The sequence below is a fragment of the Flavobacterium sp. S87F.05.LMB.W.Kidney.N genome, from assembly GCF_004366435.1.
Classification (GTDB): domain Bacteria; phylum Bacteroidota; class Bacteroidia; order Flavobacteriales; family Flavobacteriaceae; genus Flavobacterium.
This window is the reverse complement of sequence record NZ_SODX01000008.1, coordinates 1-22,824: the sequence shown is the minus strand read 5'-3', so window position 1 is coordinate 22,824 and position 22,824 is coordinate 1. Positions and strand designations below refer to the sequence as shown.

Genomic DNA, 22,824 nt, shown 5'->3' with positions numbered 1-22,824 from the left:
CCGTAAAAAATAATATAAAATCATGACAACAATTCATCTCACAACCAAAATAAATGCTCCCAAACAAATTGTGTTTGATGCCTCAAGAAATATCGATATTCATCAACAATCAACGAGTCCTACAAACGAAAAGGCAATTGCCGGCGTGACCTCTGGGTTGATAAATTTAAACGAAACGGTAACGTGGCGAGGCAAACATTTTGGATTTTATCTCACGCACAAAAGCAGAATTACTACAATGAATTTGTATGATTATTTTGTGGATGAAATGGAGCAAGGCAAATTCAAATCGTTCAAACATGAACATTTTTTTGAAGAAGAAAATGGAATTACGATCATGAAAGATAAAATGCAATATGAAACTCCTTTTGGTTTTTTCGGGAAATTATTTGATTTTTTATTTCTGAAAAGGCACTTAACGAATTTTCTTTTAGAGAGAAATAAAGTTCTGAAACAGGTTTCTGAAAAATAGAATTAAAAAGAAAGCTCTTGCTAAGCAAAAACAAAATAGATTGGTTAGATTTTGAAACAATATCAATAGTTGTTTTTTCACGCAGATTTGGCAGATTTAAGCAGATTTTAAAATATTAATTTCAATTGCCTCCAGCTTTAGCTGGAGGATGAAATATGAGAGAGAATATTTTTGGCTTTAGCCAAATGATAAAGTTTGGCTAAAGCCAGGTTGGAGACTAATTTTTCACCTCCAGCTAAAGCTGGAGGCAATTCAAGAATTAAACTGATTCAATATTTTTGTGTTGAAAATGAATTTTCTTGTTTTACAGTTTGCGTGAGGGATAGAAGCGGATAGCCCACAGCCTGACGAAGGAAGTGCGAGGACTTGGAGCGGATAGCCCGACCCGGAGGGGCACGCCCAAATTATTTACGAAATTTTTATTCGTCTTTTTATAAAAACGCAATCATCAGCCACCAAAAAATCGGAACACTTTCGACCCAAAAAGAAGTGTAATATTTGGAGCGGTTTGTATTGGCAAACAGAATAAACAACATTAAGGTCACAACCATAACGAGGTTGATGATGAGATCGTGAAGGGTAAAAGTCAAAATTCCTAAAACCCAAAACGGAACTAGGAGCGAAAATCCTAAAATCTTTGTTCGTTTTACGCCTATTGTCTGCGGAACGGTTTGCAAATGCGGATCGTCGTTGGCTAAATCTAATATTTCAAAAACTAAAATCAGCACAAAAACTAAGACAAAACGCTGCAGGCATTTTATAAAAAAATTGGCTGTAAAAGGAACTTCGGCATTTATGTAGGGCAAAACCAAAGTTGCTCCAACCCAGCAAAGCGAAACAATATAAATTTTTACGCCTGCCCAGTTTCGCGCATTTTTTTTATTCGGAAAAAATGGCAGAGTATAAAGTGCGGTTATGGCAAAAATTCCAACAGAAACGATTTGTGTAATTCGTTTTAAATGGAAAAAATAATAGCCGACTAAAAGCAGCGAAATAAAACTTAAAACAGCAATAATTTTTAGCTGATTTCCGATTGGTTTTTTCTTTACCCGAACTAAGGCATCGTATTTTACAAAATTATATCCTACAATTGTTCCAAAAAAAACGAACAAAGCCATTGGCTCATCATATTGAAGATGAAAGAAATAAAAAGTAATTCGAACCAAAGCATAACACGATAAAGCCACGTGAATACTGCTGTTTAAATAAAAATCGAAAATTTGTTTTAAAAGTTTCATGCCTCAAATCTAATCAATTGGTAACAAATCAACTCTTTAGTTGGAAATTTGATAAAAATTGAAGTTAAAAATACCCATTAAATTATTAATAATACTTAATTTTGCGCCACAAAAAAACAACACATTTACTTTTAAATGTGATTCGTACAGCAAATGGTGCACGAACACATAAATTAAAAACATTAGATAGCTACATGAAAACAGATGCTTTTGCTTTAAGACACATTGGTCCAAGAGAAACTGATCTTCAGCACATGCTGAAAACTATTGGAGTTGATTCGATTGAACAACTTGTTTATGAAACCCTTCCGGACGATATTCGTTTAAAAGCGCCTTTGAATTTAGATCCTGCAATGACAGAATTCGAATATGCCAATCATATTCGCGACTTAGGAAAGAAAAATAGAACATTCAAATCATACATTGGATTGGGTTATCACCCTACTATCGTTCCGGCTCCAATTCAAAGAAATATTTTTGAAAATCCGGGATGGTATACGGCTTACACGCCTTATCAAGCAGAAATTGCTCAAGGTCGTTTGGAAGCTATTTTGAATTTCCAAACTACGGTTATCGAATTATCTGGAATGGAAATCGCAAATGCTTCTTTATTAGATGAAGGAACGGCGGCGGCAGAAGCTATGGCTTTATTATTTGATGTTCGTACAAGAGATCAAAAGAAAAACAATACACATAAATTCTTCGTTTCTGAAGAAATTTTACCTCAAACTTTATCGGTTTTACAAACGCGTTCAACTCCAATTGGAATTGAATTAGTGGTTGGAAATCACGAAACATTTGATTTTTCAAATGAGTTTTTCGGAGCAATTTTACAGTATCCAGGTAAATATGGCCAGGTAAATGATTACAGTGCTTTTGTTGCTAAAGCAAAAGAAAACGAAATTAAAGTAGCTTTTGCTGCTGATATTTTGTCACTAGCGGCTTTAACTTCTCCTGGAGAAATGGGAGCTGCAGTAGTTGTTGGAACTTCACAACGTTTTGGTGTACCAATGGGTTACGGAGGTCCTCACGCTGCTTTTTTTGCAACTAAAGATGAGTACAAAAGATCAATGCCGGGTCGTATTATCGGAGTTTCTATTGATGTAAACGGGAACCGTGCTTTACGTATGGCGCTAGGAACTCGTGAGCAGCACATTAAACGTGAAAAAGCTACTTCTAACATTTGTACTGCTCAGGTTTTATTAGCCGTTATGGCTGGAATGTACGCGGTTTATCACGGACCACAAGGTTTGAAATATATTGCAAACAAAGTTCACGCATCTGCAGTTACTACTGCTGAAGCTTTAAATAAATTAGGCGTTTTCCAAACCAACACAGCTTTCTTTGATACTATTTTGGTAAAAGCTGACGCTCAAAAAGTAAAAGCTGCTGCGGAGAAAAACGAAGTAAACTTCTTTTATGTTGATGCCGATACAATTTCGATTTCATTAAACGAAACGACTTCAATTGCTGACATCAACCAAATTATTGCCATTTTTGCTGAAGCTTTAGGAAAAGAAACTTTTACTGTTTCTGAATTAGCGACTGCAAGTCAATTACCTGCTTCATTAGAAAGAACATCTTCTTTCTTGACGCATGATGTTTTCAACAATCATCATTCAGAAAGTCAGTTGATGCGTTACATCAAAAAATTAGAGCGTAAAGATTTATCATTGAATCATTCGATGATTTCATTAGGTTCTTGTACGATGAAGTTAAACGCAGCTTCAGAAATGTTACCTCTTTCAATGCCAAACTGGAATAGCATTCACCCGTTTGCACCAGTTGAGCAAGCTGAAGGTTATATCACGATGCTTAAAAAATTAGAGCAACAATTAAATGTAATTACAGGTTTTGCTGGAACAACTTTACAGCCTAACTCTGGAGCTCAAGGAGAATATGCTGGTTTAATGGCGATTCGTGCTTACCACTTATCAAGAAACGAAGGTCACCGTAATGTATGTTTAATTCCTTCATCTGCTCACGGAACAAACCCTGCTTCTGCAGCGATGGCCGGAATGAAAATCATTGTTACTAAAACTACTCCTGAAGGAAACATTGATGTTGAAGATTTAAGAGAAAAAGCAATTGAACATAAAGATGATTTATCTTGTTTGATGGTAACGTACCCTTCTACTCACGGAGTTTTCGAATCTTCAATTATTGAAATCACAAAATTAATCCACGAAAACGGCGGATTAGTATATATGGACGGTGCCAACATGAACGCGCAAGTTGGATTAACAAACCCTGCTACAATTGGCGCTGACGTTTGTCACTTAAATTTACACAAAACATTCGCTATTCCTCACGGTGGCGGCGGACCTGGTGTTGGACCAATTTGTGTGAACGAAAAACTGGTTCCATTTTTACCAACAAACCCAATCTTAAAAGTAGGTGGTGAACAAGCTATTACAGCAATTTCATCTGCACCTTACGGATCTGCTTTAGTATGTTTAATCTCTTACGGTTACATCACAATGATGGGTGCTGAAGGATTAAAAAGCGCTACAGAGCATGCGATTTTGAATGCTAACTATATGAAATCTCGTTTTGAAGGTCACTACCCAATTCTTTACACAGGAGAATGCGGAAGAGCTGCTCACGAAATGATTTTAGATTGTCGTGCATTTAAAGAAAACGGAATTGAAGTTGGTGATATCGCAAAACGTTTGATGGATTACGGTTTCCACGCTCCTACGGTTTCTTTCCCAGTTGCTGGAACTTTAATGATTGAACCTACTGAATCTGAAGATTTAGCAGAGCTAGATCGTTTTTGTGATGCTCTTATCTCAATCAGAAAAGAGATTGAAACTGCAACTGCTGATGATAAAAATAATGTATTGAAAAATGCACCTCATACATTAGCAATGTTAACTACTGATTCTTGGGATTTCCCTTATACTAGAGAAAAAGCAGCTTACCCATTGGATTACATCGCTGAAAATAAATTCTGGCCATCTGTTCGTCGTGTAGATGATGCTTACGGTGACCGAAATTTAATTTGCAGCTGTGCTCCTATTGAAGCTTATATGGAGAGCTAAGAAATTAGTTTCACTATAATATATTCAAACCCGATACGTTTTAAAAACTATCGGGTTTTGTTTTTTAATTTTGCTTCAAGTTTCAGGTTTAACGTTACACTGCAACTTGAAACTTGAAACAAAAAAACTTTTTCCTCACTTTTCCTTCAATCGTTTGAAATCTCGGAAAAATTAAAAAATCATTAAAAAATAAACAATATATCTTGTAAAAAATCATTTATTCATAATTATATGCATGCATAGTATTTTTTATGATAGTTATCATATTTTTATTTATACTTTAGCATGAAATTTATCGGATAATTTAAGGAAAGAAATGAAAATAAAAATTATTGGTATTGGGAGTTACATTCCTAATTTAGAAGTAAAGAATACAGATTTTGATAAACATATTTTTTTAAATGAAGATGGAACTCCATTTGGTTACCCTAACGAAGTTGTTATAAAAAAGTTTAAAGGTATTACTGGAATTGAAAATCGCCGTTACGCCGAACCACAATATAATGCGTCTGATTTAGCCTTTTTTGCTGCAGAAAAAGCAATTGCAAGTGCAGGAATTGATGCTGAAACTCTAGACTATATTATTTTTGCCCATAATTTTGGTGATGTTAAAACTGGAACACATCAAACGGATATTTTACCAAGTTTAGCAACTCGTGTTAAAAATAAATTAGGTATTAAAAATCCTAAATGCGTTGCTTATGATATTCTTTTTGGATGTCCGGGCTGGATTGAAGGTGTTCTACAGGCAAATGCTTTTATCAAATCTGGTATGGCAAAAAGAGTTTTAGTAATTGGAGCCGAAACTTTATCTAGAGTTGTAGACGATCATGATCGTGATTCGATGATTTACTCTGATGGTGCTGGTGCTTCAATCTTAGAAGCTTCTACTGATGAAGCTGGTTTATTATCTTATGAAAGCGCCACTTTTGCCAACGATGAAGCGAATTATCTTTATTTCGGAAAATCGTATAATCCAGACTTAGATCCAGATATCAAATACATTAAAATGTATGGTCGTAAAATTTACGAATTTGCATTAAGTCAGGTTCCATTGGCTATGAAAAGCTGTTTAGACAAAAGCGGTATTGGAATTGACGATGTTAAAAAAATCTTGATTCATCAGGCAAACGAAAAAATGGACGAAGCTATTATCGAACGTTTTTACAAATTATACGACAAAACATCTCCTAAAGATATAATGCCAATGAGCATTCACGATTTAGGAAACAGCAGTGTTGCAACTGTTCCAACTTTATATGATTTGATTCTGCAGGGAAAAATAGAAAATCACGAAATAAACAAAGGAGACGTTGTTATTTTTGCTTCTGTTGGAGCTGGAATGAATGTTAATGCATTTGTTTATAGATACTAGTATTTAGTCACAGTAATCAGTCACAATAATTAGTCCGACAAACTGTAAGCTGCGACTCAAAACTGAAAACTTAAAAAAGTCCGCATCTTAAAATGCGGACTTTTTAGTATATTTGCGACCTAATTAAAATCAAGAACGAGAGATTGTTTCGTTCCTCGCATTACTATGTACGAAAAAACGTTTCCGAATAAAAGATTCAAACTTACTTTAGAATTTTTACAAAAGCACGTTAACACATCAGAAACCATTTTTGATTTTGGCGTACCAAATCCGTTTTCTAAAATAATGGAAGAAAATGGATATACGGTAAAAAATACAAAAGGAGAAGATTTAGACAACGATCAAACGGCTTTACAAACAGAAGAATATACTGTTTTTACAGCATTTGAAATTTTCGAACATCTGCTAAATCCATATACAATTTTACAAAACGTAAAATGTGATAAACTTTTAATTTCAATTCCGTTACGTTTATGGTTTTCACCAGCTTATCGCTCTAAAACAGATATGTGGGACAGACATTATCATGAGTTTGAAGACTGGCAGTTAGACTGGCTTTTAGAAAAAACAGGATGGAAAATCACAGATCGTCTGCAATTTACACACCCTGTGAAAAAATTTGGATTCAGACCCCTGTTAAGATATTTCACTCCAAGATATTATATTGTTGCTGCTGAAAAAATAAAATAAAATTCCAATATTAAATTCCAAATTCCAATTTTACCGACATGGTTAAAATTGGAATTTGGAATTTTAGAAAGTTGGGATTATTCTCATCAATTGGAATTTGGAATTTAAAAAAATTGGAATTTAAAATGAAGTATTACATCGTCATTCCCGCACATAATGAACAAGATTTAATTGGCTTGACTTTACAATCTTTGGTTTCGCAGACTGTTTTACCGTCAAAAGTTGTTGTGGTAAACGACAATTCTACGGATAAAACAGAAGAAGTTGTATTGAGTTTTGCAAAGGAGAATCCGTTTATTTCTGTTGTGAATAAAACTTCAGATGCGATTCATCTTCCGGGAAGCAAAGTCATTCAGGCTTTTCAAAAAGGTTTTGAAACTTTGGATTCGGATTATGATATTATTGTAAAAATAGATGGCGATTTAATTTTTCCACCAAATTATTTCGAAACTATCATTAAACATTTCGAGTCTGATCCTAAAATCGGAATGGTTGGCGGATTTTGTTATATCGATAAAAACGGCGAATGGGTTTTAGAAAACCTTACCGATAAAGATCACATTCGCGGCGCGCTGAAAGCCTACAGAAAAGAAACTTTTCAGCAAATTGGCGGGTTAAAACCTGCAATGGGCTGGGATACTGTAGATGAATTATTGTGCAAATTTTACAATTGGAAAATTGTTACAGACCAGTCTTTACACGTAAAACATTTGAAACCAACTGGTGCAAATTACAATAAAACAGCTCGTTATAAACAAGGCGAAGCTTTTTATACTTTAGGATATGGTTTTTGGATTACCGCAATTGCATCGGCAAAATTAGCGATGATGAAGAAAAAGCCATTCCTATTTTTAGATTATATTAAAGGTTTTTTGAAAGCAAAAAAAGCAAAAACTCCCTTACTCGTTAACCCTGAACAAGCTAAATTTATTAGAAATTATCGTTTGCAAAAAATGAAAGAAAAGTTAATTTGATCCCTAAAACGACCGAAAAACTTGAACTCATAACCCAAAACTCATAACTTCTTTTTACCTTAGCCAATATTTGTAAAACTTATGATGCTAATTCGTTATTTATCCCAAATAGGAAGATATTTTTTAATGCTTAAAGAAATTTTCAATAAACAGACCAAATGGCCTGTTATGAAAAATTTGATTTTCAAAGAAATCGATGATTTAATTATTGACTCTCTTGGAATTGTCTGCTTTATTTCTTTCTTTATTGGTGGAGTTGTAGCCATTCAAACTGCTCTTAATTTAACTAATCCATTAATTCCAAAATATTTAATTGGTTTTGCTACACGTCAATCTGTAATTTTGGAGTTTGCTCCTACTTTTATTTCGGTTATTATGGCTGGAAAAATGGGATCTTACATTACTTCAAGTATCGGAACAATGCGTGTTACAGAGCAGATTGATGCTTTAGAAGTTATGGGTGTTAATTCATTAAACTATCTTGTTTTCCCTAAAATCGTAGCTTTATTAATGTACCCTTTTGTAATCGGGATTAGTATGTTTTTAGGAATTTTTGGAGGATGGCTTGCTTGTGCATACGGAGGATTCTCGACTAGTCAGGATTTCATTCAAGGTGCGCAAATGGAATTTATTCCTTTCCATATTACTTATGCTTTCATTAAAACTTTAATTTTCGCAATGTTATTGGCAACTATTCCGTCTTTTCATGGTTATTATATGAAAGGTGGCGCATTAGAAGTTGGTAAAGCAAGTACGGTATCGTTTGTATGGACATCAGTTTGTATCATTCTTTTTAATTATATATTAACTCAATTATTATTAGGATAATGATAGAAGTAAAAAACATAGAAAAATCATTTGGTGATAGTAAAGTTTTAAAAGGCGTTTCGACCGTTTTTGAAACTGGAAAAACCAACTTGATTATTGGACAAAGTGGATCTGGAAAAACGGTTTTACTTAAAACGCTACTAGGAATTCATACACCAGATTCTGGAACAATTGAATTCGATGGAAGAGTTTATTCTGACTTGGATCCAGATGAAAAAAGAGCGCTAAGAACAGAAATTGGAATGGTTTTTCAAGGAAGTGCTTTGTTTGATTCGATGACAGTTGCAGAAAACGTAGCTTTCCCATTGCGAATGTTCACAAATAACTCTAAGGCACAAATCAAAGAACGTGTTGATTTTGTTTTAGAAAGAGTAAACTTAGTTGAAGCACATAAAAAATTGCCTTCTGAAATTTCAGGTGGTATGCAGAAACGTGTGGCTATTGCCCGCGCGATTGTAAATAATCCAAAATATTTGTTTTGCGATGAGCCAAACTCAGGTCTTGATCCAAATACATCAACTTTGATTGATAATTTGATTCAGGAAATTACGAGAGAATACAATATTACAACCGTAATTAATACTCACGATATGAACTCTGTAATGGAAATTGGAGAGAATATTGTTTTTTTAAAAAAAGGATTAAAAGCCTGGCAGGGAACAAAAGAGGAAATCTTTAGAACTGATAATAAAGATATTGTGAAGTTTGTTTATTCTTCAAACTTATTCAAAAAAGTAAGAGAAGCTTATTTGAAGGGTTAAAACCTTTATTTAAAATTCCAAATTCCAACTGTAGATCAGTATTGGAATTTGGAATTTTTTTATTGGAATTTCTTCCCTATGATTGGGATTTGTTTTTTTTATTGAGATTTTAAAGTAATCAACTCAACTTCTGCATTTGGATTAAAAAGGTAAGTTTTCCCAGAACTGATTTCTAAACACTCAAAACGTTTTGTTCTAACAGCTATTTTTTTAAAAACTTTACCGTTTTTGATTCTAAAAATACTTCCGTAAGGAATTTCGAAAACGTAATTTTTATCATTTTCTTTATCATACTGTTTTAAAGCTAAGGATAAAGTGGTGTCTGTATCGCTACTTGCAGAAGGGTTTTTAAAATGTCTTGCCAGTAAAGGCAAAATGTGACCTGGAAATATTTCTGGTCTTATAAACGGAACCATTAAGCGCTGAAACGTATATTTCCATTCATTTCCGTGAGGTTTTATATTTCGCCCAAATTTTTCAAAAGCAACCAAATGTGCAATTTCATGAATCAGCGTAATTAAAAACCTATATTTATTTAAACTCGCATTAACTGTAATTTCATGTTTCCCGCTCGGTCCTCTCCTATAATCACCATGACGAGTCTGACGTTCGTTTACAATTTTCAAGTGCACCTGATTGGCAACTATCAAATCAAAAACGGGTTTTACCGCATGTTCGGGAATATATTTAGCTAGAGTGTCGCTCAATTTAAAATTAAATGTTATTTGTTAGATGTTAGACGTTTTAAAATTGGAATTTGTTTTTTTTATTTTGGAATTTAATTTACGGATTTGTTGATGAAACTTCAAGCACTTTTCCGTTAAAGTATTTATTTCCGTTAAGAGTAAAATCATAAATGTATGTCGCCATTCCTTCAGCAGAAATTGGAGCCTGATAACCAGGGAAAGCTTCGTTTAACATCTCAGTTTGAACAGAACCTAGAGCCAGTACATTAAACGAAATACCTTGCTCTTTATATTCTTCTGCTAATAATTCTGTTAAAGTAATTACAGCTCCTTTACTTGAACTGTAAGCAGCCAATCCTGCAAATTTAAGGCTTCCGCGCACGCCGCCAATTGAACTTATCGTGACAACGTGACTTCCCTTTTGCAAATAAGGCAGACATATTCTAGTAAGATTAGCAACTGCGAAAACATTCACTTTGTAAATGCTTTCAAAATCGGCTTGTGTAGTCTCTGCAAAAGGTTTTAAAAGTAAAGCTCCTGCATTATGAACAACTGCATCTACTTTTTTCCAAGTCGAAGAAAGAAATTGATCTACTTCTGCTAAAGCTTTTTCATCGGCTAAATCAATCGACAAACAAGTTACATTTTGGTGTTCCAAAAGTGTTTTTGGTATTTTTCTTGAAATGGCCAAAACCTGATTTCCTGCATTTGCAAACTGCAACGCTAGTTCATAACCAATTCCTCTACTCGTTCCGGTAACAATAATATTTTTCATGAAGCAAAAATAATCAAATGCAGTAAAATGACCTCTTATTTATTCATGGTTATTTCTTGCGTTGGAGTAACTGCTATTTTGGTAACTGCCGGCAATAATTCCTGAGTAAATGCAGTAATATGTGGAATATCCATTAACTTAAATTCATCTGAAACATGATGATAAAAATCGAAATTTTCAAAATCGAAGGTACTTATAGATTGGCATGGTTTTCCAAAAGCCTGAAAAAAAGAATAATTATCAGATCTATAAAACAATTGATATTCTGCTTCTTTTGGCAAAAATCCGATTGTCTTTTTTCCTGTGTATTCATTTATTTTATCTGCCATATTCGATTTATCAAAACCTGTAATATAAGCTAGATAATCTCTTTTCATCGGCACACCGATCATTTCTATATTTAATTGCGTGTAAAGATTAAAATTCTGTTTTTTTAATTTTTCAACTAAACTTTTTGAACCCAGCAGACCTTTTTCTTCTCCAGCAAAAAACACGACTAAAATACTTCTTTTATTAGATTTGGTTTCGCTAAAATATTTCGCCATCGCTGCAACAGAAGTCACACCCGAAGCATCATCATTAGCTCCATTATTTATTTTATCTGCCTGTTCTTTTTTCTCTATACCAATATGATCGTAATGAGCACTTAAAACAACATATTCTTTTTTTAATTCTGGATCTGTTCCTTCAATAACTCCAACAATATTAAAGGCTGGGCTTTTAAAATTAGTCAACGTATCACGATAGGTTTTAAAATAGGGCTTGACATTATTTTTCTTTAAAAAATCTTCTAAAAACACGGCTGCTTTTTCAATTCCTTTAGTTCCTGTTTCACGTCCCTCCAATTCATCTGAAGAAAGATATTTTAAGAAATCTGAAATTTCAGTTTCGCTGACTTTATAGTTAACCGCAATTGGTTTTGAATTTGACTGAGATCCTTTTTCAACCGTTGTTATAGTACTCGTTTTACAAGCTAAAAAAATAAAAGGAAGTAGAAAGTATAGTTTTTTCATAATATTTTGGTGTTGAATTAGTATTGAAAAAGAATGAGATTTACTTGAAAGCATAAACTTATGAAAACTAAAAGAATAATCATAAAAAAACCCTTTCAAACTAAAAGCAGAAAGGGTATTTAAATATATTTATCGAAAATCTATCCAGCAATAACTGCTCTTGAAATTACAATTTTTTGAATTTCTGAAGTTCCTTCGTAAATCTGGGTAATTTTTGCATCACGCATCATACGCTCAACATGATACTCTTTTACGTATCCGTTTCCACCATGAATTTGAACTGCTTCTACGGCTGTATCCATTGCAACTTGTGAAGCAAATAATTTTGCCATTGCACCACTTACATCGTAATTTTTATTTTGGTCTTTATCCCAAGCCGCTTTCATACATAAATGACGTGCTGCTTCGATATTAACTGCCATATCTGCCAATTTAAAAGCAATTGCTTGGTGATTGCAAATTTCTGTTCCAAATGCTTTACGTTCTTTAGAATATTTTAATGCTAATTCATAAGCTCCAGATGCAATTCCTAATGCTTGAGAAGCGATACCAATTCTACCTCCCGCGAGAGTCTTCATTGCAAATTTAAATCCGAAACCATCTTCTCCAATTCTATTTTCTTTTGGAACTTTTACATCAGAAAACATTAGCGAATGTGTATCAGAACCACGTATTCCCATTTTTTGTTCTTTAGGACCAACTGAGAAACCTGGCATATCTTTAGTCATAATCAAAGCATTAATTCCTTTATGCTTTAATTCAGGATGTGTTTGTGCAATTACTAAATAAACCGATGCTGTGTTTCCGTTTGTAATCCAGTTTTTAGTTCCGTTTACCAAATAATGGTCCCCCATATCAATTGCCGTTGTTTTTTGAGAAGTGGCATCACTTCCTGCTTCTGGCTCACTCAAACAAAAAGCCCCGTGAATTTCTCCAGATGCCAAACCTGGCAAATATTTTTGTTTTTGTTCTTCTGTACCAAATTCCTGCAATCCCCAGCAAACCAAAGAATTGTTTACTGACATCACTACTGAAGCAGATGCATCAACTTTAGAAATTTCTTCCATTGCAATAACGTATGAAATAGCATCCAAGCCGCTTCCGCCATATTTAGGATCAACCATCATTCCCATAAAACCTAATTCTCCCATTTTCTTTACTTGCTCTGTTGGAAAAATTTGTTTTTCGTCGCGTTCAATAACTCCTGGCAGTAATTCATTTTGAGCAAAATCTCTTGCTGCCTGCTGAATCATTAAATGTTCTTCGGTAAGATTAAAATCCATAGTAGTTTACTTTAAATGTTTTTCAACCAAAAAATAATGCATTTTAGTTGATGATGTTAGTTTTGTTTTTGTTTTTCGGAGCCTGAATTTTTAATTCAAGGCTTCCAAAGATACTTTTTAAAAGTCAATTTTACAATGCACGCATATAAAATTAATAGATCTACAAAGATAACGATAACGTTTTCGTAATAATTTAGGTTTTCTTTCAAATGAGCATTAATATTGCAGCAAATTTTCTAAAATTTAAAATTCAAATTCTACCATTTAAATCGAAAAAACAACGGAAAAATCGACAAATCTTCCCGAAAGAAAGATTAAACAATCCTTAAAATACGTAAAACTACGTAAAATATCTCTTACTAATTTGATTTTTAATACTATACAAATTTCAAACGAAATCTTTTCTCGAAAAAAACATTCTCTTCATACATCAAAAATTGACAAATTAGCATTATTTTTACCCAAAAAATAAAAAATTGACAGAACATGAAAAAGATTTTACTATTATTTACTCTCCTTTTAAGCTTACAATTTTCGACCGTTTCGGCACAAACCCAAATCGATGTTAATGGTGTAACAGTTCCTAGAAAAATAGAATATCAGGGCAAAACATTACAACTTAATGGAGCAGGCGGAAGATCAAAAATGTGGTTAGAAGTTTACGTGCAAGCACTGTATTTATCTCAACTAAGTCAAGATCCTCAATTTATTATTGACAGCGACACAGAAATGGCTATCAGAATTGAAATTACATCTTCTATGGTTTCTTCTAATAAATTAACAAAAGCCATGAATGCAGGTTTTGAAAAATCTGCTGGTGCAAATCTTGACCAACTTCGTCCTCGAATTGAAACTTTCAAGTCATTTTTAAGCGATGCTATTACAGAAAAAGATGTATTTATATTAGCTTACAATCCGCTTGATCAAACTTTAAATGTTTATAAAAATGAAGTTTTAAAGGGAAAAATCCAGGGATTTGATTTCAAAAAAGCATTATTTGGAATCTGGCTTTCTGATAAACCAGTTGATGAAACTTTGAAAAAGAATTTATTAGGAATGTAATTTCCAAAATAGAATATAATATTAAAGCCGAAAGCAATTTGTTTTCGGCTTTATTTTTTTGTTTTATAAATTTGGATCCAAATACATTATTCGCATTATTCTATTTTATACATTTACGCAAAATAAACATATCACAACAAAATGAAAGATTTATTACAACAATTTGAAAACAAGGCACCTGAAATTGTTTTCAATTGGAAAGATTCAGAAACAGAAGCCGAAGGGTGGACTGTTATTAATTCACTTCGTGGAGGAGCTGCGGGTGGAGGAACAAGAATGAGAAAAGGTTTAGACATGAACGAAGTTTTGTCACTGGCTAAAACTATGGAAGTTAAATTCTCTGTTTCCGGCCCTGCAATTGGCGGTGCTAAATCTGGAATAAATTTTGACCCGAACGATCCGCGTAAAAAAGGTGTTTTGCAGCGTTGGTACAAAGCGGTTTCTCCTTTATTAAAAAGTTACTACGGAACTGGAGGAGATTTAAATGTTGACGAGATTCACGAAGTTATTCCGATGACAGAAGAATGTGGTGTTTGGCATCCGCAGGAAGGTGTTTTCAACGGACATTTTAAACCAACTGAAGCTGATAAAATCAACAGAATTGGTCAATTACGTCAAGGTGTAATTAAAGTTATTGAAAACCCAAAATTCTCACCAGACGTTACACGAAAATATACAGTAGCAGATATGATTACTGGTTTTGGTGTTGCAGAAGCGGTTCGTCATTTTTACGCGACTTATGGCGGAGACATAAAAGGTAAAAAAGCAATCGTTCAAGGTTTTGGAAATGTAGGTTCTGCAGCAGCTTTTTATTTAGCTGAAATGGGAGCAAAAGTTATCGGAATTATTGACCGCGACGGCGGATTGATTAAAGAAGAAGGTTTTTCTTTTGAAGAAATCAGATCTTTGTTTTTAAATAAAGACGGAAATAAATTAGTTGCCGATAATATGATTCCGTTTGAAGAGATTAATTCTAAAATCTGGACTATTGGTGCTGAAATCTTCACTCCTTGTGCCGCTTCAAGATTGGTAACTCAAACTCAAATTGACAGCTTAATTGCAAATGGATTAGAAGTTATTTCTTGCGGTGCAAATGTTCCTTTTGCTGATAAAGAAATTTTCTTTGGTTCTATTATGGAAGAAGTAGATCATAAAGTAAGTTTGATCCCGGATTTTATTTCAAACTGCGGAATGGCGAGAGTTTTTGCTTATTTCATGGAGAAAAAAGTTCAAATGACAGACGAAGCTATTTTTAACGATACTTCTGAAATTATAAAAAATGCGATTGTAAAAGCTCACGCTTTGAATTCGTCAAAAACAAATATTAGTGCAACTGCTTTTGAAATTGCATTGAAACAATTAGTGTAGTTTTTCTATTATAATATTAAAAGGATCAAATTTAAATTTGGTCCTTTTTTTGTTTCTCGTAGATTTTTTAACGCAAAGCACGCTAAAATAGTTTAATTCACAGCGCAAGCAATATCTAAATATTAAGTTCGCAAAGCTTAGTGTAAATCTAGCTTTGCGAACTTAATCGGAGATTTGCTCAAATTTGAGATAAATTAAACTTTGCGTTTTTTTGCGTAAATCTTTGCGAGCCTTGCGTTATAATTACAAACCTTTTTTTAACGCAAAGCACGCTAAGATAGTTTAATTCACAGCGCAAGCAATATCTAAATATTAAGTTCGTAAAGCTTGTGTACATCTAGCTTTGCGAACTTAATCGGAGATTTGCTCAAATTTGAGATAAATTAAACTTTGCGTTTCTTTGCGTAAACCTTTGCGAACTTTGCGTTATAATTACAAGGCTTTTTTTAACGCAAAGCACGCTAAGATAGTTTAATTCACAGCGCAAGCAATATCTAAATATTAAGTTCGTGAAGCTTTGTGTACATCTAGCTTCGCGAACTTAATCGGAGATTTGCTCAAATTTGAAAAATGAAACTTTGCGTTTCTTTGCGCAAATCTTTGCGAACTTTGCGTTATAATTACAAGCCTTTTTTTTAACGCAAAGCACGCTAAGATAGTTTAATTCACAGCGCAAGCAATATCTAAATATTAAGTTCGCAAAGCTTTGTGTAAATCTAGCTTTTCGAACTTAATCGGAGATTTGCTCAAATTTGAGACAAATGAAACTTTGCGTTTCTTTTCACAAATCTTTGCGAACTTTGCGGTCAAATTCTCTCGCACATTCTAAACAATTTTTAGTACTTTTAAACGTTTTTAAAATAATACATTTCAAATTCAGAATCAAAATGAGTTCCACTATTTCTTCAGATCAAAAGAAATCATTACTACTCACCACAGCAATATATGCTGTACTAATTCTATTGCTTTTATTCATACGTTTTTGGCCTCCTTATAATCCAGAAAATAATGTAGCACTTGCAGATGGCGGCGGAGGTGGCGGTGGCGTTACTGTAAATTTTGGTGATAGTGATCTTGGTTCTGGTGCTAATTATAAAAGTGAAGTTCTGGATGTTAAAAACAATATAAAACAAGCACCTGCAAAATCAACTCCAGAAGAAGCTATTATTACGCAAGAAAATACAACTACAGATAATGACGTCATAATTCCAACAAAAGAAAAGCCTAAGAAACCTGTCCCAGTTGAAAAACCTATACAAAAACCTGTTCCTGAAAAACCAAAAGTTTCTAATTCGACAAACGATGCACTAGCAAGCATTATGAAAGGTTCAAATAAAGGTGGTGACGGAGATGATAAAGCAGCTGGAAATAAAGGAAAAGCCAACGGAAGCTTAAACTCTAACGGTTATTATGGAAGTGGTGGTTCTGGCGGAGGAACGGGAGGCGGTAACGGAACCGGAAATGGTATTGGAACAGGAAGCGGTTACGGAGCTGGAAGTGGCGGTGGTTCTGGCGGAGGATCTGGATATTCTCTAAACGGAAGAAAAGCATTATCTAAACCTGCACCAAAATATACTTGCAATGAAGAAGGAAAAGTGGTTGTAGAAGTTACTGTTGACCAAAATGGAAAAACTATAAGCGCTACAGCTGGAATAAAAGGAACAACCAATACAGCAAGTTGTTTATTAGAACAAGCTAAAATTGCAGCATTAAATACAAAATGGTCTGCAGATGCAAATGCTGCAGCCAAACAAGTGGGGAAAATTATTTATAATTTTAGTTTGGATTAAAACACGAATTGCACAGATTTACACAAATTATAATTAAACATAAAAAAAGGCTTTCTGAAAATTTAGAAAGCCTTTTTTAGTTTCTATCTATTTACTTACGATTAGTTTGTCATCCTGAGCGAAGTCGAAGGACACGCAAGACGCGCGAAAAAGATTGATGATTCTCCTTGAGGAATTACTTGTATATCCTTCGACTTCGCTCAGGATGACATATTGTTATGTAAAATTTATATTGTGTTGCGTGAGGGATAGAAGCAAGCTACCGAAGTAGCGCGGATAGCCCGACCACAATAAAAAAATGGGCGAATCAACGTTATGCTGATTTGCCCATTTTTTTTTTGGGGTCACGCCCTAATTGTAAATCTACTTCGGACTTGTTGCAATGACAAACTTCAAATTATTCTTTACTCCTATCTGCAAAACATCTACTAAGTCTTGTACTTGCAAATTAAACGGAATTCGAACGACAACTGTTTGTTCTTTATCTGTTCCAATTTTAGACATTAAACTTGTTTCCAGGTTTTCAAAATCAACCTCTTGTTTGTCAATGTAGAACTTTTTATCTTCTGTAACCGACAAACTAATTAATTGTTTATTGGTTTTTTCATTCGCTTTCGCTTTTGGCAATGTCATCTTAATAACATTCGGATTTGCCAGTGTTGAGATAATTAGGAAAAACAACAGCAGGAAAAACATAATGTCACTCAAAGATGAAGTCGCTACTTCGGCGTGAAATCTTCTTTTTCGTTTAATAGACATAGTTTATGCTCTTTGAATTATGTTGACAAATTCTAAAATCTGCTTTTGAATTTTTAAAGCAAAATCATCAATTTTTCCGTTTAATAAGTGATATGCACTATAGGCAATAATCCCCACAATTAATCCAGAACCAGAGCTGATCATTTTTTCATATAAACCTCCAGAAATGTTTCCGATACTAATATTTTCTGTAACCGAAATACTGTAGAAAATTTTAATTACCCCAGAAATTGTTCCGATAAAACCAAGTGTTGGCGCAATACCAGCGATAAGTCCAAGATGCCCAAGACGTCTTTCCATTTCACCAATTTCGATATCTGCGGCGCGGTCCATATTAGATTCGATTTCTGCAATTGGTCGTCCAATTACCAAAACTCCTTCTTTTAAAATATTTCCAGCAGCAGTATTATTTCTTTCTACAATTGTTCGTGCCAATTCAATATTTCCAGAATGCAATTTATCTCCAACATCCTGCATTAATCTGCCGTCAATTTTCGAAGCTCGGCTGATGTACATATAACGTTCAAAGATTACATAAATAGTATAAAACAATAGAATCGCAATCGGAATCAAGAAGACTCCTCCTTTCATAATAAAGCCAAACATTGAAATTTCATTTTGCGGTGCGATCTTTTCGATCACTACATTTGAAGCCTGTGCGATTGTATCTGTTTGTAATTGAATAAAACTAAACATATATTAATTCTGGTTTTTAATAATTAATTCTAAAAAATATTTGAAATTTGCAATAAAGATAATTTTCGCTGTAATATTAAACTACAAAAATCGAAATTTATTTCAATCAACAACCATTTTATCCAAAATAAATGAACTATCAAGAGACTACCGAGTGGATGTTTAATCAACTTCCAATGTACCAATTGCAAGGTGCTTCAGCATACAAAGAAGATTTGACTAATATTAAGTTATTAGCAGCTCATCTCGACAACCCTCAGGATCATTTGAAATGCATTCATGTTGCGGGTACAAATGGAAAAGGCTCTACTTCGCATATGCTTTCTTCGGTTTTACAGCAGGCATGTTACAACGTAGGATTGTATACTTCTCCACACTTAAAAGACTTTAGAGAAAGGATTAAAATCAACGGAAGAGAAATTTCCGAAGATTTTGTCTGCGGATTCATTGCAAAGCACAAATCTTTTTTTGAAGCCAATGATATGAGCTTCTTCGAAATGTCGGTTGGATTGGCTTTTGATTATTTTGCAGCTGAAAAAGTTGATATTGCTATTATTGAAGTCGGCCTTGGCGGAAGATTAGACGCAACAAATATCATTACACCTTTGGTTTCGGTAATTACCAATATAGGTTTAGATCACACGCAGTTTTTAGGAAACACATTGGAAGCGATTGCAGGTGAAAAAGCGGGAATTATTAAACCGAATGTTCCAGTTGTAATTGGAGAATATACCGAAGAAACCAAACCTGTTTTTTTAGCTAAAGCTGAGGAAAAAAATACTCCGATTTATTTTGCTTCTGATTTGATTGATCAAATTTATTTATCTGATTTAGTTGGTGATTATCAATTCCACAATAAGAAAACGGTTCAGCAGACTATTTCAATTCTTAATAATGAAACTGATTTTAAAATTTCAATAGAACAATTAAAAGAAGGTCTATTGCATGTTGTAAAAAATACTGGTTTACAAGGAAGATGGCAACAATTGGGAGAAAACCCGAAAATAATATGTGACACGGCACATAACAAACACGGATTAGAAGTTGTAATGAATCAGCTTAAAAATGAAGCATTTGAAAAGCTTCATATTGTTTTCGGTGTTGTAAATGATAAAGACTTAGATTCTATTTTGCCACTTTTCCCAAAAGAAGCGCAATATTATTTTTGCCATCCAGATTCGTCACGGGCTTTGCCAGCCGAAACTTTACAAAGTGAAGCAAAAAAACACGATTTGATTGGAGAAAAATATGATTCTGTCGCCATCGCTTTCGCGGAAGCCAAAAAAAATGCTTCGGAAAATGATTTTATTTATGTTGGCGGAAGTACTTTTGTCGTTGCCGAATTGCCTTTGAACTAAAATATACTTTGAATCTAGAAACAACTTCAAAAAAATCATTTTAATAACAAATTCATAAACAGCGAGATATAAATTATTTTAAAAAAAGTTTTATTTTTTATTCGATTTTCTTTGCAGAACTCAAAAACTAGCGTATATTTGCACTCGCAATCACAAACGATAGCAACCTAGTAAAATAGGGCGATTAGCTCAGCTGGTTCAGAGCACCTCGTTTACACCGAGGGGGTCGGGGGTTCGAACCCCTCATCGCCCACCAAGAAACTCCTTAAGAAATTAAGGAGTTTTTTTTTGCCGTTTTTATACTGTATGCTGAGGAAATTTATAAGAATGACATAAACTACTTTTGGACATTAATAATGAAGTAGAAGCCGTAATGATTGAAAGAGGTTTCGTTAAAATGAAAGAATTTAACACGGAATTAAAAAGTCTCAGAAAGAAAAACAAGAAAATAAGATTGATAAATTGTATCCCGAATTAATCAAATGGTGCTCTTTACAGTAGTTCATCATTTTACAATAAAAATCAAATCCGAAAAAAAACTCCTTAAGCTCTTAAGGGGTTTTCTACACATTTTAAACTTTAACCATCAATCTTTATTGCTTTTTATTTTCTCGCATACTTTTTCGAGAAGACTTTTAGTCTGTTTGAAATATTTCATTTTATCATCAATCTCTTTTATTTTGGCTTGAAAAAGTTCTAATGTTTCTGGTTTTGAATCAGTGCTTTCGAACCAGCTTTTCAATATTTTTTTTATTTCTGCTAGAGTAAATCCCACTTCTCTTGCTTCTATGATAATTTCTAAACGCTCAATAGTATTAGCATCGTAGTGTTTATAGTTATTAGATGTCACCTTTTCGTCAGTCAATCCCTTTATCATTCCCAAATTTTCGTAGTATCTAATAGTATGAATTGATAATCCCGTTTTTTTTGATAATTCGTTTACAAGCATAGTTCTATTTTTTTAAAAGAAAACAACAAAGTATAGAGTATAGTCTACACTTTACCCTTTCAAATATACTAATTCTTTTTGCTTTTAAAACATAAGAAATGAATTAAAAATTTTATAGTAGAACCTGCAATTACAAAAGGATATAATCTAAAAATTCTGGATACAAAAAATTTATAAAATTCCCATTTTAGCATGCGATCATCGTAAGCGTAGTCTATCACAAAACCAGAGAGACAAAAGAAAAAATCTACCACTAAAAAACCATGACCTATAAAATTCTTACTAGAATCTATATATACTATTCCATACAGCAAATGCAGCTACTCCTCGTGATCCGTCAAGAATTTCAAAATGTTGTTAGAGAATGGCTGTGTCAGTTTTGACAGCATTCATTAAAATAATATTCTTTGCTATTAGTATTAGACCCAATTATTAAGTAGTCAAGCATCCCAAATTCTACAAATTAACATTCAAATCTAAATAAGATTTAGTAAGCCACAAACAATTATAAGTTCGCGGGCACTTTATTTTTATTAAAATTCATATGACAATCAAAAAAAAGCACTTTTAATCAAGGTCGTTTCTCTTTATTTTTTTTAAGATTTTCTCTAGTCATTTAAACCTTTTCCAATAAGAATATTTGGGATATTCTTCTCTACCCTTCCCTCTCTTGTTTTAGATTGTTTAGGCTGCGAAAAATGGAGCAAATAAGCTCTCTGTCTGCCTGGAGTTAGAGCATGAAAAGCTTTTTTCAAATCAGGATCGCTATCTAGTTTAACTTGAAACTCTTGCGCAATCTCAAATTCAGAAACTTTTTTCAGTTCTACTTTTAAACCAGCTTTTTCAATTTCAGCAGCTTCATAAATATATTGTTTAAGCACCTCTTTTTTACTTTCTATTTCTTTAAGATTAGTAAAACGAACTTGACGTGCTGCTTGAACATTTTCTGTTTGTTGAAGTAATATCTTATCTGGATCCTTCATCAAAGCACCTTTAAAAAACAGTAAAGCACAATAATCCTTGAATGTATGGATTAAAACAATATTTGCTTTTTCAAAAGTATAGCAAGGAACTCCCCATTTTAACTCTTCTGCCAAATGACAATCTAAAACAATAGCACGTAATTGTTCCAATTCAGCTTTCCATTTTTCTTCTTTCTCAAAATAAAAATCAACTTTAGAATTTACACTGTAAGTAGTCATAATACCTAAAAATTTAATTTACTAAAATTAAAATCGATATTCATATAATCCCTCTTTTGGAATCATTAATGAAGTTTATAATTTTATCGCGTTCTAGAGACTGCTTTAAATACAATTTAAATTAATTGCAGAGCAAAATTAGTATTTATTAAAATCTAATTTAAGTTTAACATCCAATAAAATCTAAAAAGCATTATCAATTGACTCCATTACTAGATCGAAATTTTAAGCAATTTAAGAGCGAATTCCTACAAAACAAAGTTAGAGATAGATAATGCAAAAATTATTGAATAACAAAAGAAAATAAAAGATAGAATAATAAAATGCATATAAAACAAAAAATCCTCATCAAATAATGATGAGGATTTTTTTTTAAAAAAGGCGGCGACATACTCTCCCACAATGATGCAGTACCATCTGCGCAGGCGGGCTTAACTACTCTGTTCGGGATGGGAAGAGGTGAGCCCCGCCGCAATAACCACCTTAAGGTTTTTAGTTATG

General features: G+C 33.4%; 20 protein-coding genes, 1 tRNA gene and 1 rRNA gene. 12 read left to right on the top strand and 10 right to left on the bottom strand.

Annotation, left to right across the window (positions count from 1 at the left end; genetic code table 11):
- The first annotated feature begins 22 nt into the window (after positions 1–22).
- Complete coding sequence (locus tag EDB96_RS20320) at positions 23–472, top strand: SRPBCC family protein (RefSeq protein WP_134142818.1); 450 nt, start codon at positions 23–25, stop codon at positions 470–472.
- A 431-nt stretch (positions 473–903) separates the two neighbouring features.
- Here the strand turns inward: EDB96_RS20320 and EDB96_RS20315 are convergent, their stop codons facing one another.
- Positions 904–1,710 carry a hypothetical protein gene (locus EDB96_RS20315; protein ID WP_134142817.1) on the bottom strand — a complete coding sequence of 269 codons (807 nt, stop codon included), beginning with the start codon at positions 1,708–1,710 and terminating at the stop codon, positions 904–906.
- 194 nt (positions 1,711–1,904) lie between these two features.
- On the opposite strand from EDB96_RS20315, the gene gcvP reads away from it, so the two are divergent.
- The 6 genes from gcvP (at position 1,905) to EDB96_RS20285 (ending at position 9,382) form a co-directional block, all read left to right on the top strand.
- Positions 1,905–4,754 (top strand): aminomethyl-transferring glycine dehydrogenase, encoded by a 2,850-nt coding sequence (gcvP, locus tag EDB96_RS20310; protein WP_134142855.1) that lies wholly within the window; start codon positions 1,905–1,907, stop codon positions 4,752–4,754.
- Between the two features lie 316 nt (positions 4,755–5,070).
- Complete coding sequence (locus tag EDB96_RS20305; RefSeq protein ID WP_057114962.1) at positions 5,071–6,129, top strand: 3-oxoacyl-ACP synthase III family protein; 1,059 nt, start codon at positions 5,071–5,073, stop codon at positions 6,127–6,129.
- A 165-nt stretch (positions 6,130–6,294) separates the two neighbouring features.
- On the top strand, positions 6,295–6,819 hold the full coding sequence (locus EDB96_RS20300) for a methyltransferase (protein ID WP_057114963.1): 525 nt from the start codon (positions 6,295–6,297) through the stop codon (positions 6,817–6,819).
- A 125-nt stretch (positions 6,820–6,944) separates the two neighbouring features.
- Positions 6,945–7,793: a glycosyltransferase gene (locus EDB96_RS20295; protein WP_057114992.1), complete on the top strand. Its 849-nt coding sequence runs from the start codon at positions 6,945–6,947 to the stop codon at positions 7,791–7,793.
- Between the two features lie 81 nt (positions 7,794–7,874).
- On the top strand, positions 7,875–8,621 hold the full coding sequence (locus EDB96_RS20290) for an MlaE family ABC transporter permease (RefSeq protein WP_053470782.1): 747 nt from the start codon (positions 7,875–7,877) through the stop codon (positions 8,619–8,621).
- Positions 8,621–9,382, top strand: coding sequence for an ABC transporter ATP-binding protein (locus EDB96_RS20285; RefSeq protein ID WP_057114964.1), 762 nt, complete (start codon positions 8,621–8,623; stop codon positions 9,380–9,382). The genes EDB96_RS20290 and EDB96_RS20285 overlap by 1 nt, the downstream gene beginning before the upstream one ends.
- Before the next feature lie 98 nt (positions 9,383–9,480).
- Here the strand turns inward: EDB96_RS20285 and EDB96_RS20280 are convergent, their stop codons facing one another.
- The 4 genes from EDB96_RS20280 to EDB96_RS20265 all read right to left on the bottom strand — a co-directional run bounded on the left by EDB96_RS20280 (position 9,481) and on the right by EDB96_RS20265 (position 13,139).
- Entirely contained in the window at positions 9,481–10,089 is a 609-nt protein-coding gene (locus tag EDB96_RS20280) for a SprT-like domain-containing protein (RefSeq protein ID WP_134142816.1), read from the bottom strand.
- 76 nt (positions 10,090–10,165) lie between these two features.
- Positions 10,166–10,843: an SDR family NAD(P)-dependent oxidoreductase gene (locus tag EDB96_RS20275; protein WP_134142815.1), complete on the bottom strand. Its 678-nt coding sequence runs from the start codon at positions 10,841–10,843 to the stop codon at positions 10,166–10,168.
- A 35-nt stretch (positions 10,844–10,878) separates the two neighbouring features.
- Positions 10,879–11,856 (bottom strand): M20/M25/M40 family metallo-hydrolase, encoded by a 978-nt coding sequence (locus EDB96_RS20270; RefSeq protein WP_134142814.1) that lies wholly within the window; start codon positions 11,854–11,856, stop codon positions 10,879–10,881.
- A gap of 140 nt (positions 11,857–11,996) precedes the next feature.
- Positions 11,997–13,139, bottom strand: a complete 1,143-nt coding sequence (locus tag EDB96_RS20265) for an acyl-CoA dehydrogenase (RefSeq protein ID WP_134142812.1) — start codon at positions 13,137–13,139, stop codon at positions 11,997–11,999.
- A 486-nt stretch (positions 13,140–13,625) separates the two neighbouring features.
- Here EDB96_RS20265 and EDB96_RS20260 point away from each other — a divergent pair, with 486 nt between their 5' ends.
- The 3 genes from EDB96_RS20260 to EDB96_RS20250 all read left to right on the top strand — a co-directional run bounded on the left by EDB96_RS20260 (position 13,626) and on the right by EDB96_RS20250 (position 17,359).
- Complete coding sequence (locus EDB96_RS20260) at positions 13,626–14,201, top strand: chalcone isomerase family protein (protein WP_134142810.1); 576 nt, start codon at positions 13,626–13,628, stop codon at positions 14,199–14,201.
- 141 nt (positions 14,202–14,342) lie between these two features.
- Positions 14,343–15,569 carry a Glu/Leu/Phe/Val dehydrogenase dimerization domain-containing protein gene (locus tag EDB96_RS20255; RefSeq protein ID WP_134142809.1) on the top strand — a complete coding sequence of 409 codons (1,227 nt, stop codon included), beginning with the start codon at positions 14,343–14,345 and terminating at the stop codon, positions 15,567–15,569.
- Positions 15,570–16,456: 887 nt separating this feature from the next.
- On the top strand, positions 16,457–17,359 hold the full coding sequence (locus EDB96_RS20250; RefSeq protein ID WP_134142808.1) for an energy transducer TonB: 903 nt from the start codon (positions 16,457–16,459) through the stop codon (positions 17,357–17,359).
- A 363-nt stretch (positions 17,360–17,722) separates the two neighbouring features.
- On the opposite strand, the gene EDB96_RS20245 is transcribed toward EDB96_RS20250, so the two are convergent.
- Both EDB96_RS20245 and EDB96_RS20240 read right to left on the bottom strand, forming a co-directional pair.
- Positions 17,723–18,118 carry an ExbD/TolR family protein gene (locus tag EDB96_RS20245; protein WP_008464192.1) on the bottom strand — a complete coding sequence of 132 codons (396 nt, stop codon included), beginning with the start codon at positions 18,116–18,118 and terminating at the stop codon, positions 17,723–17,725.
- A 3-nt stretch (positions 18,119–18,121) separates the two neighbouring features.
- Positions 18,122–18,814, bottom strand: a complete 693-nt coding sequence (locus EDB96_RS20240; RefSeq protein WP_057114972.1) for a MotA/TolQ/ExbB proton channel family protein — start codon at positions 18,812–18,814, stop codon at positions 18,122–18,124.
- Positions 18,815–18,945: 131 nt separating this feature from the next.
- Here EDB96_RS20240 and EDB96_RS20235 point away from each other — a divergent pair, with 131 nt between their 5' ends.
- Both EDB96_RS20235 and EDB96_RS20230 read left to right on the top strand, forming a co-directional pair.
- Positions 18,946–20,172 carry a bifunctional folylpolyglutamate synthase/dihydrofolate synthase gene (locus EDB96_RS20235; RefSeq protein WP_134142806.1) on the top strand — a complete coding sequence of 409 codons (1,227 nt, stop codon included), beginning with the start codon at positions 18,946–18,948 and terminating at the stop codon, positions 20,170–20,172.
- Between the two features lie 178 nt (positions 20,173–20,350).
- Positions 20,351–20,428: transfer RNA gene (locus EDB96_RS20230), tRNA-Val, on the top strand.
- A gap of 330 nt (positions 20,429–20,758) precedes the next feature.
- Here EDB96_RS20230 and EDB96_RS20225 read toward each other — a convergent pair.
- The 3 genes from EDB96_RS20225 to rrf all read right to left on the bottom strand — a co-directional run bounded on the left by EDB96_RS20225 (position 20,759) and on the right by rrf (position 22,809).
- Entirely contained in the window at positions 20,759–21,121 is a 363-nt protein-coding gene (locus tag EDB96_RS20225; RefSeq protein WP_057114993.1) for a MerR family transcriptional regulator, read from the bottom strand.
- 608 nt (positions 21,122–21,729) lie between these two features.
- Positions 21,730–22,323: a YdeI/OmpD-associated family protein gene (locus EDB96_RS20215; protein ID WP_134142804.1), complete on the bottom strand. Its 594-nt coding sequence runs from the start codon at positions 22,321–22,323 to the stop codon at positions 21,730–21,732.
- 376 nt (positions 22,324–22,699) lie between these two features.
- Positions 22,700–22,809 (bottom strand): 5S ribosomal RNA (gene rrf / locus EDB96_RS20210).
- Positions 22,810–22,824: the final 15 nt, after the last annotated feature.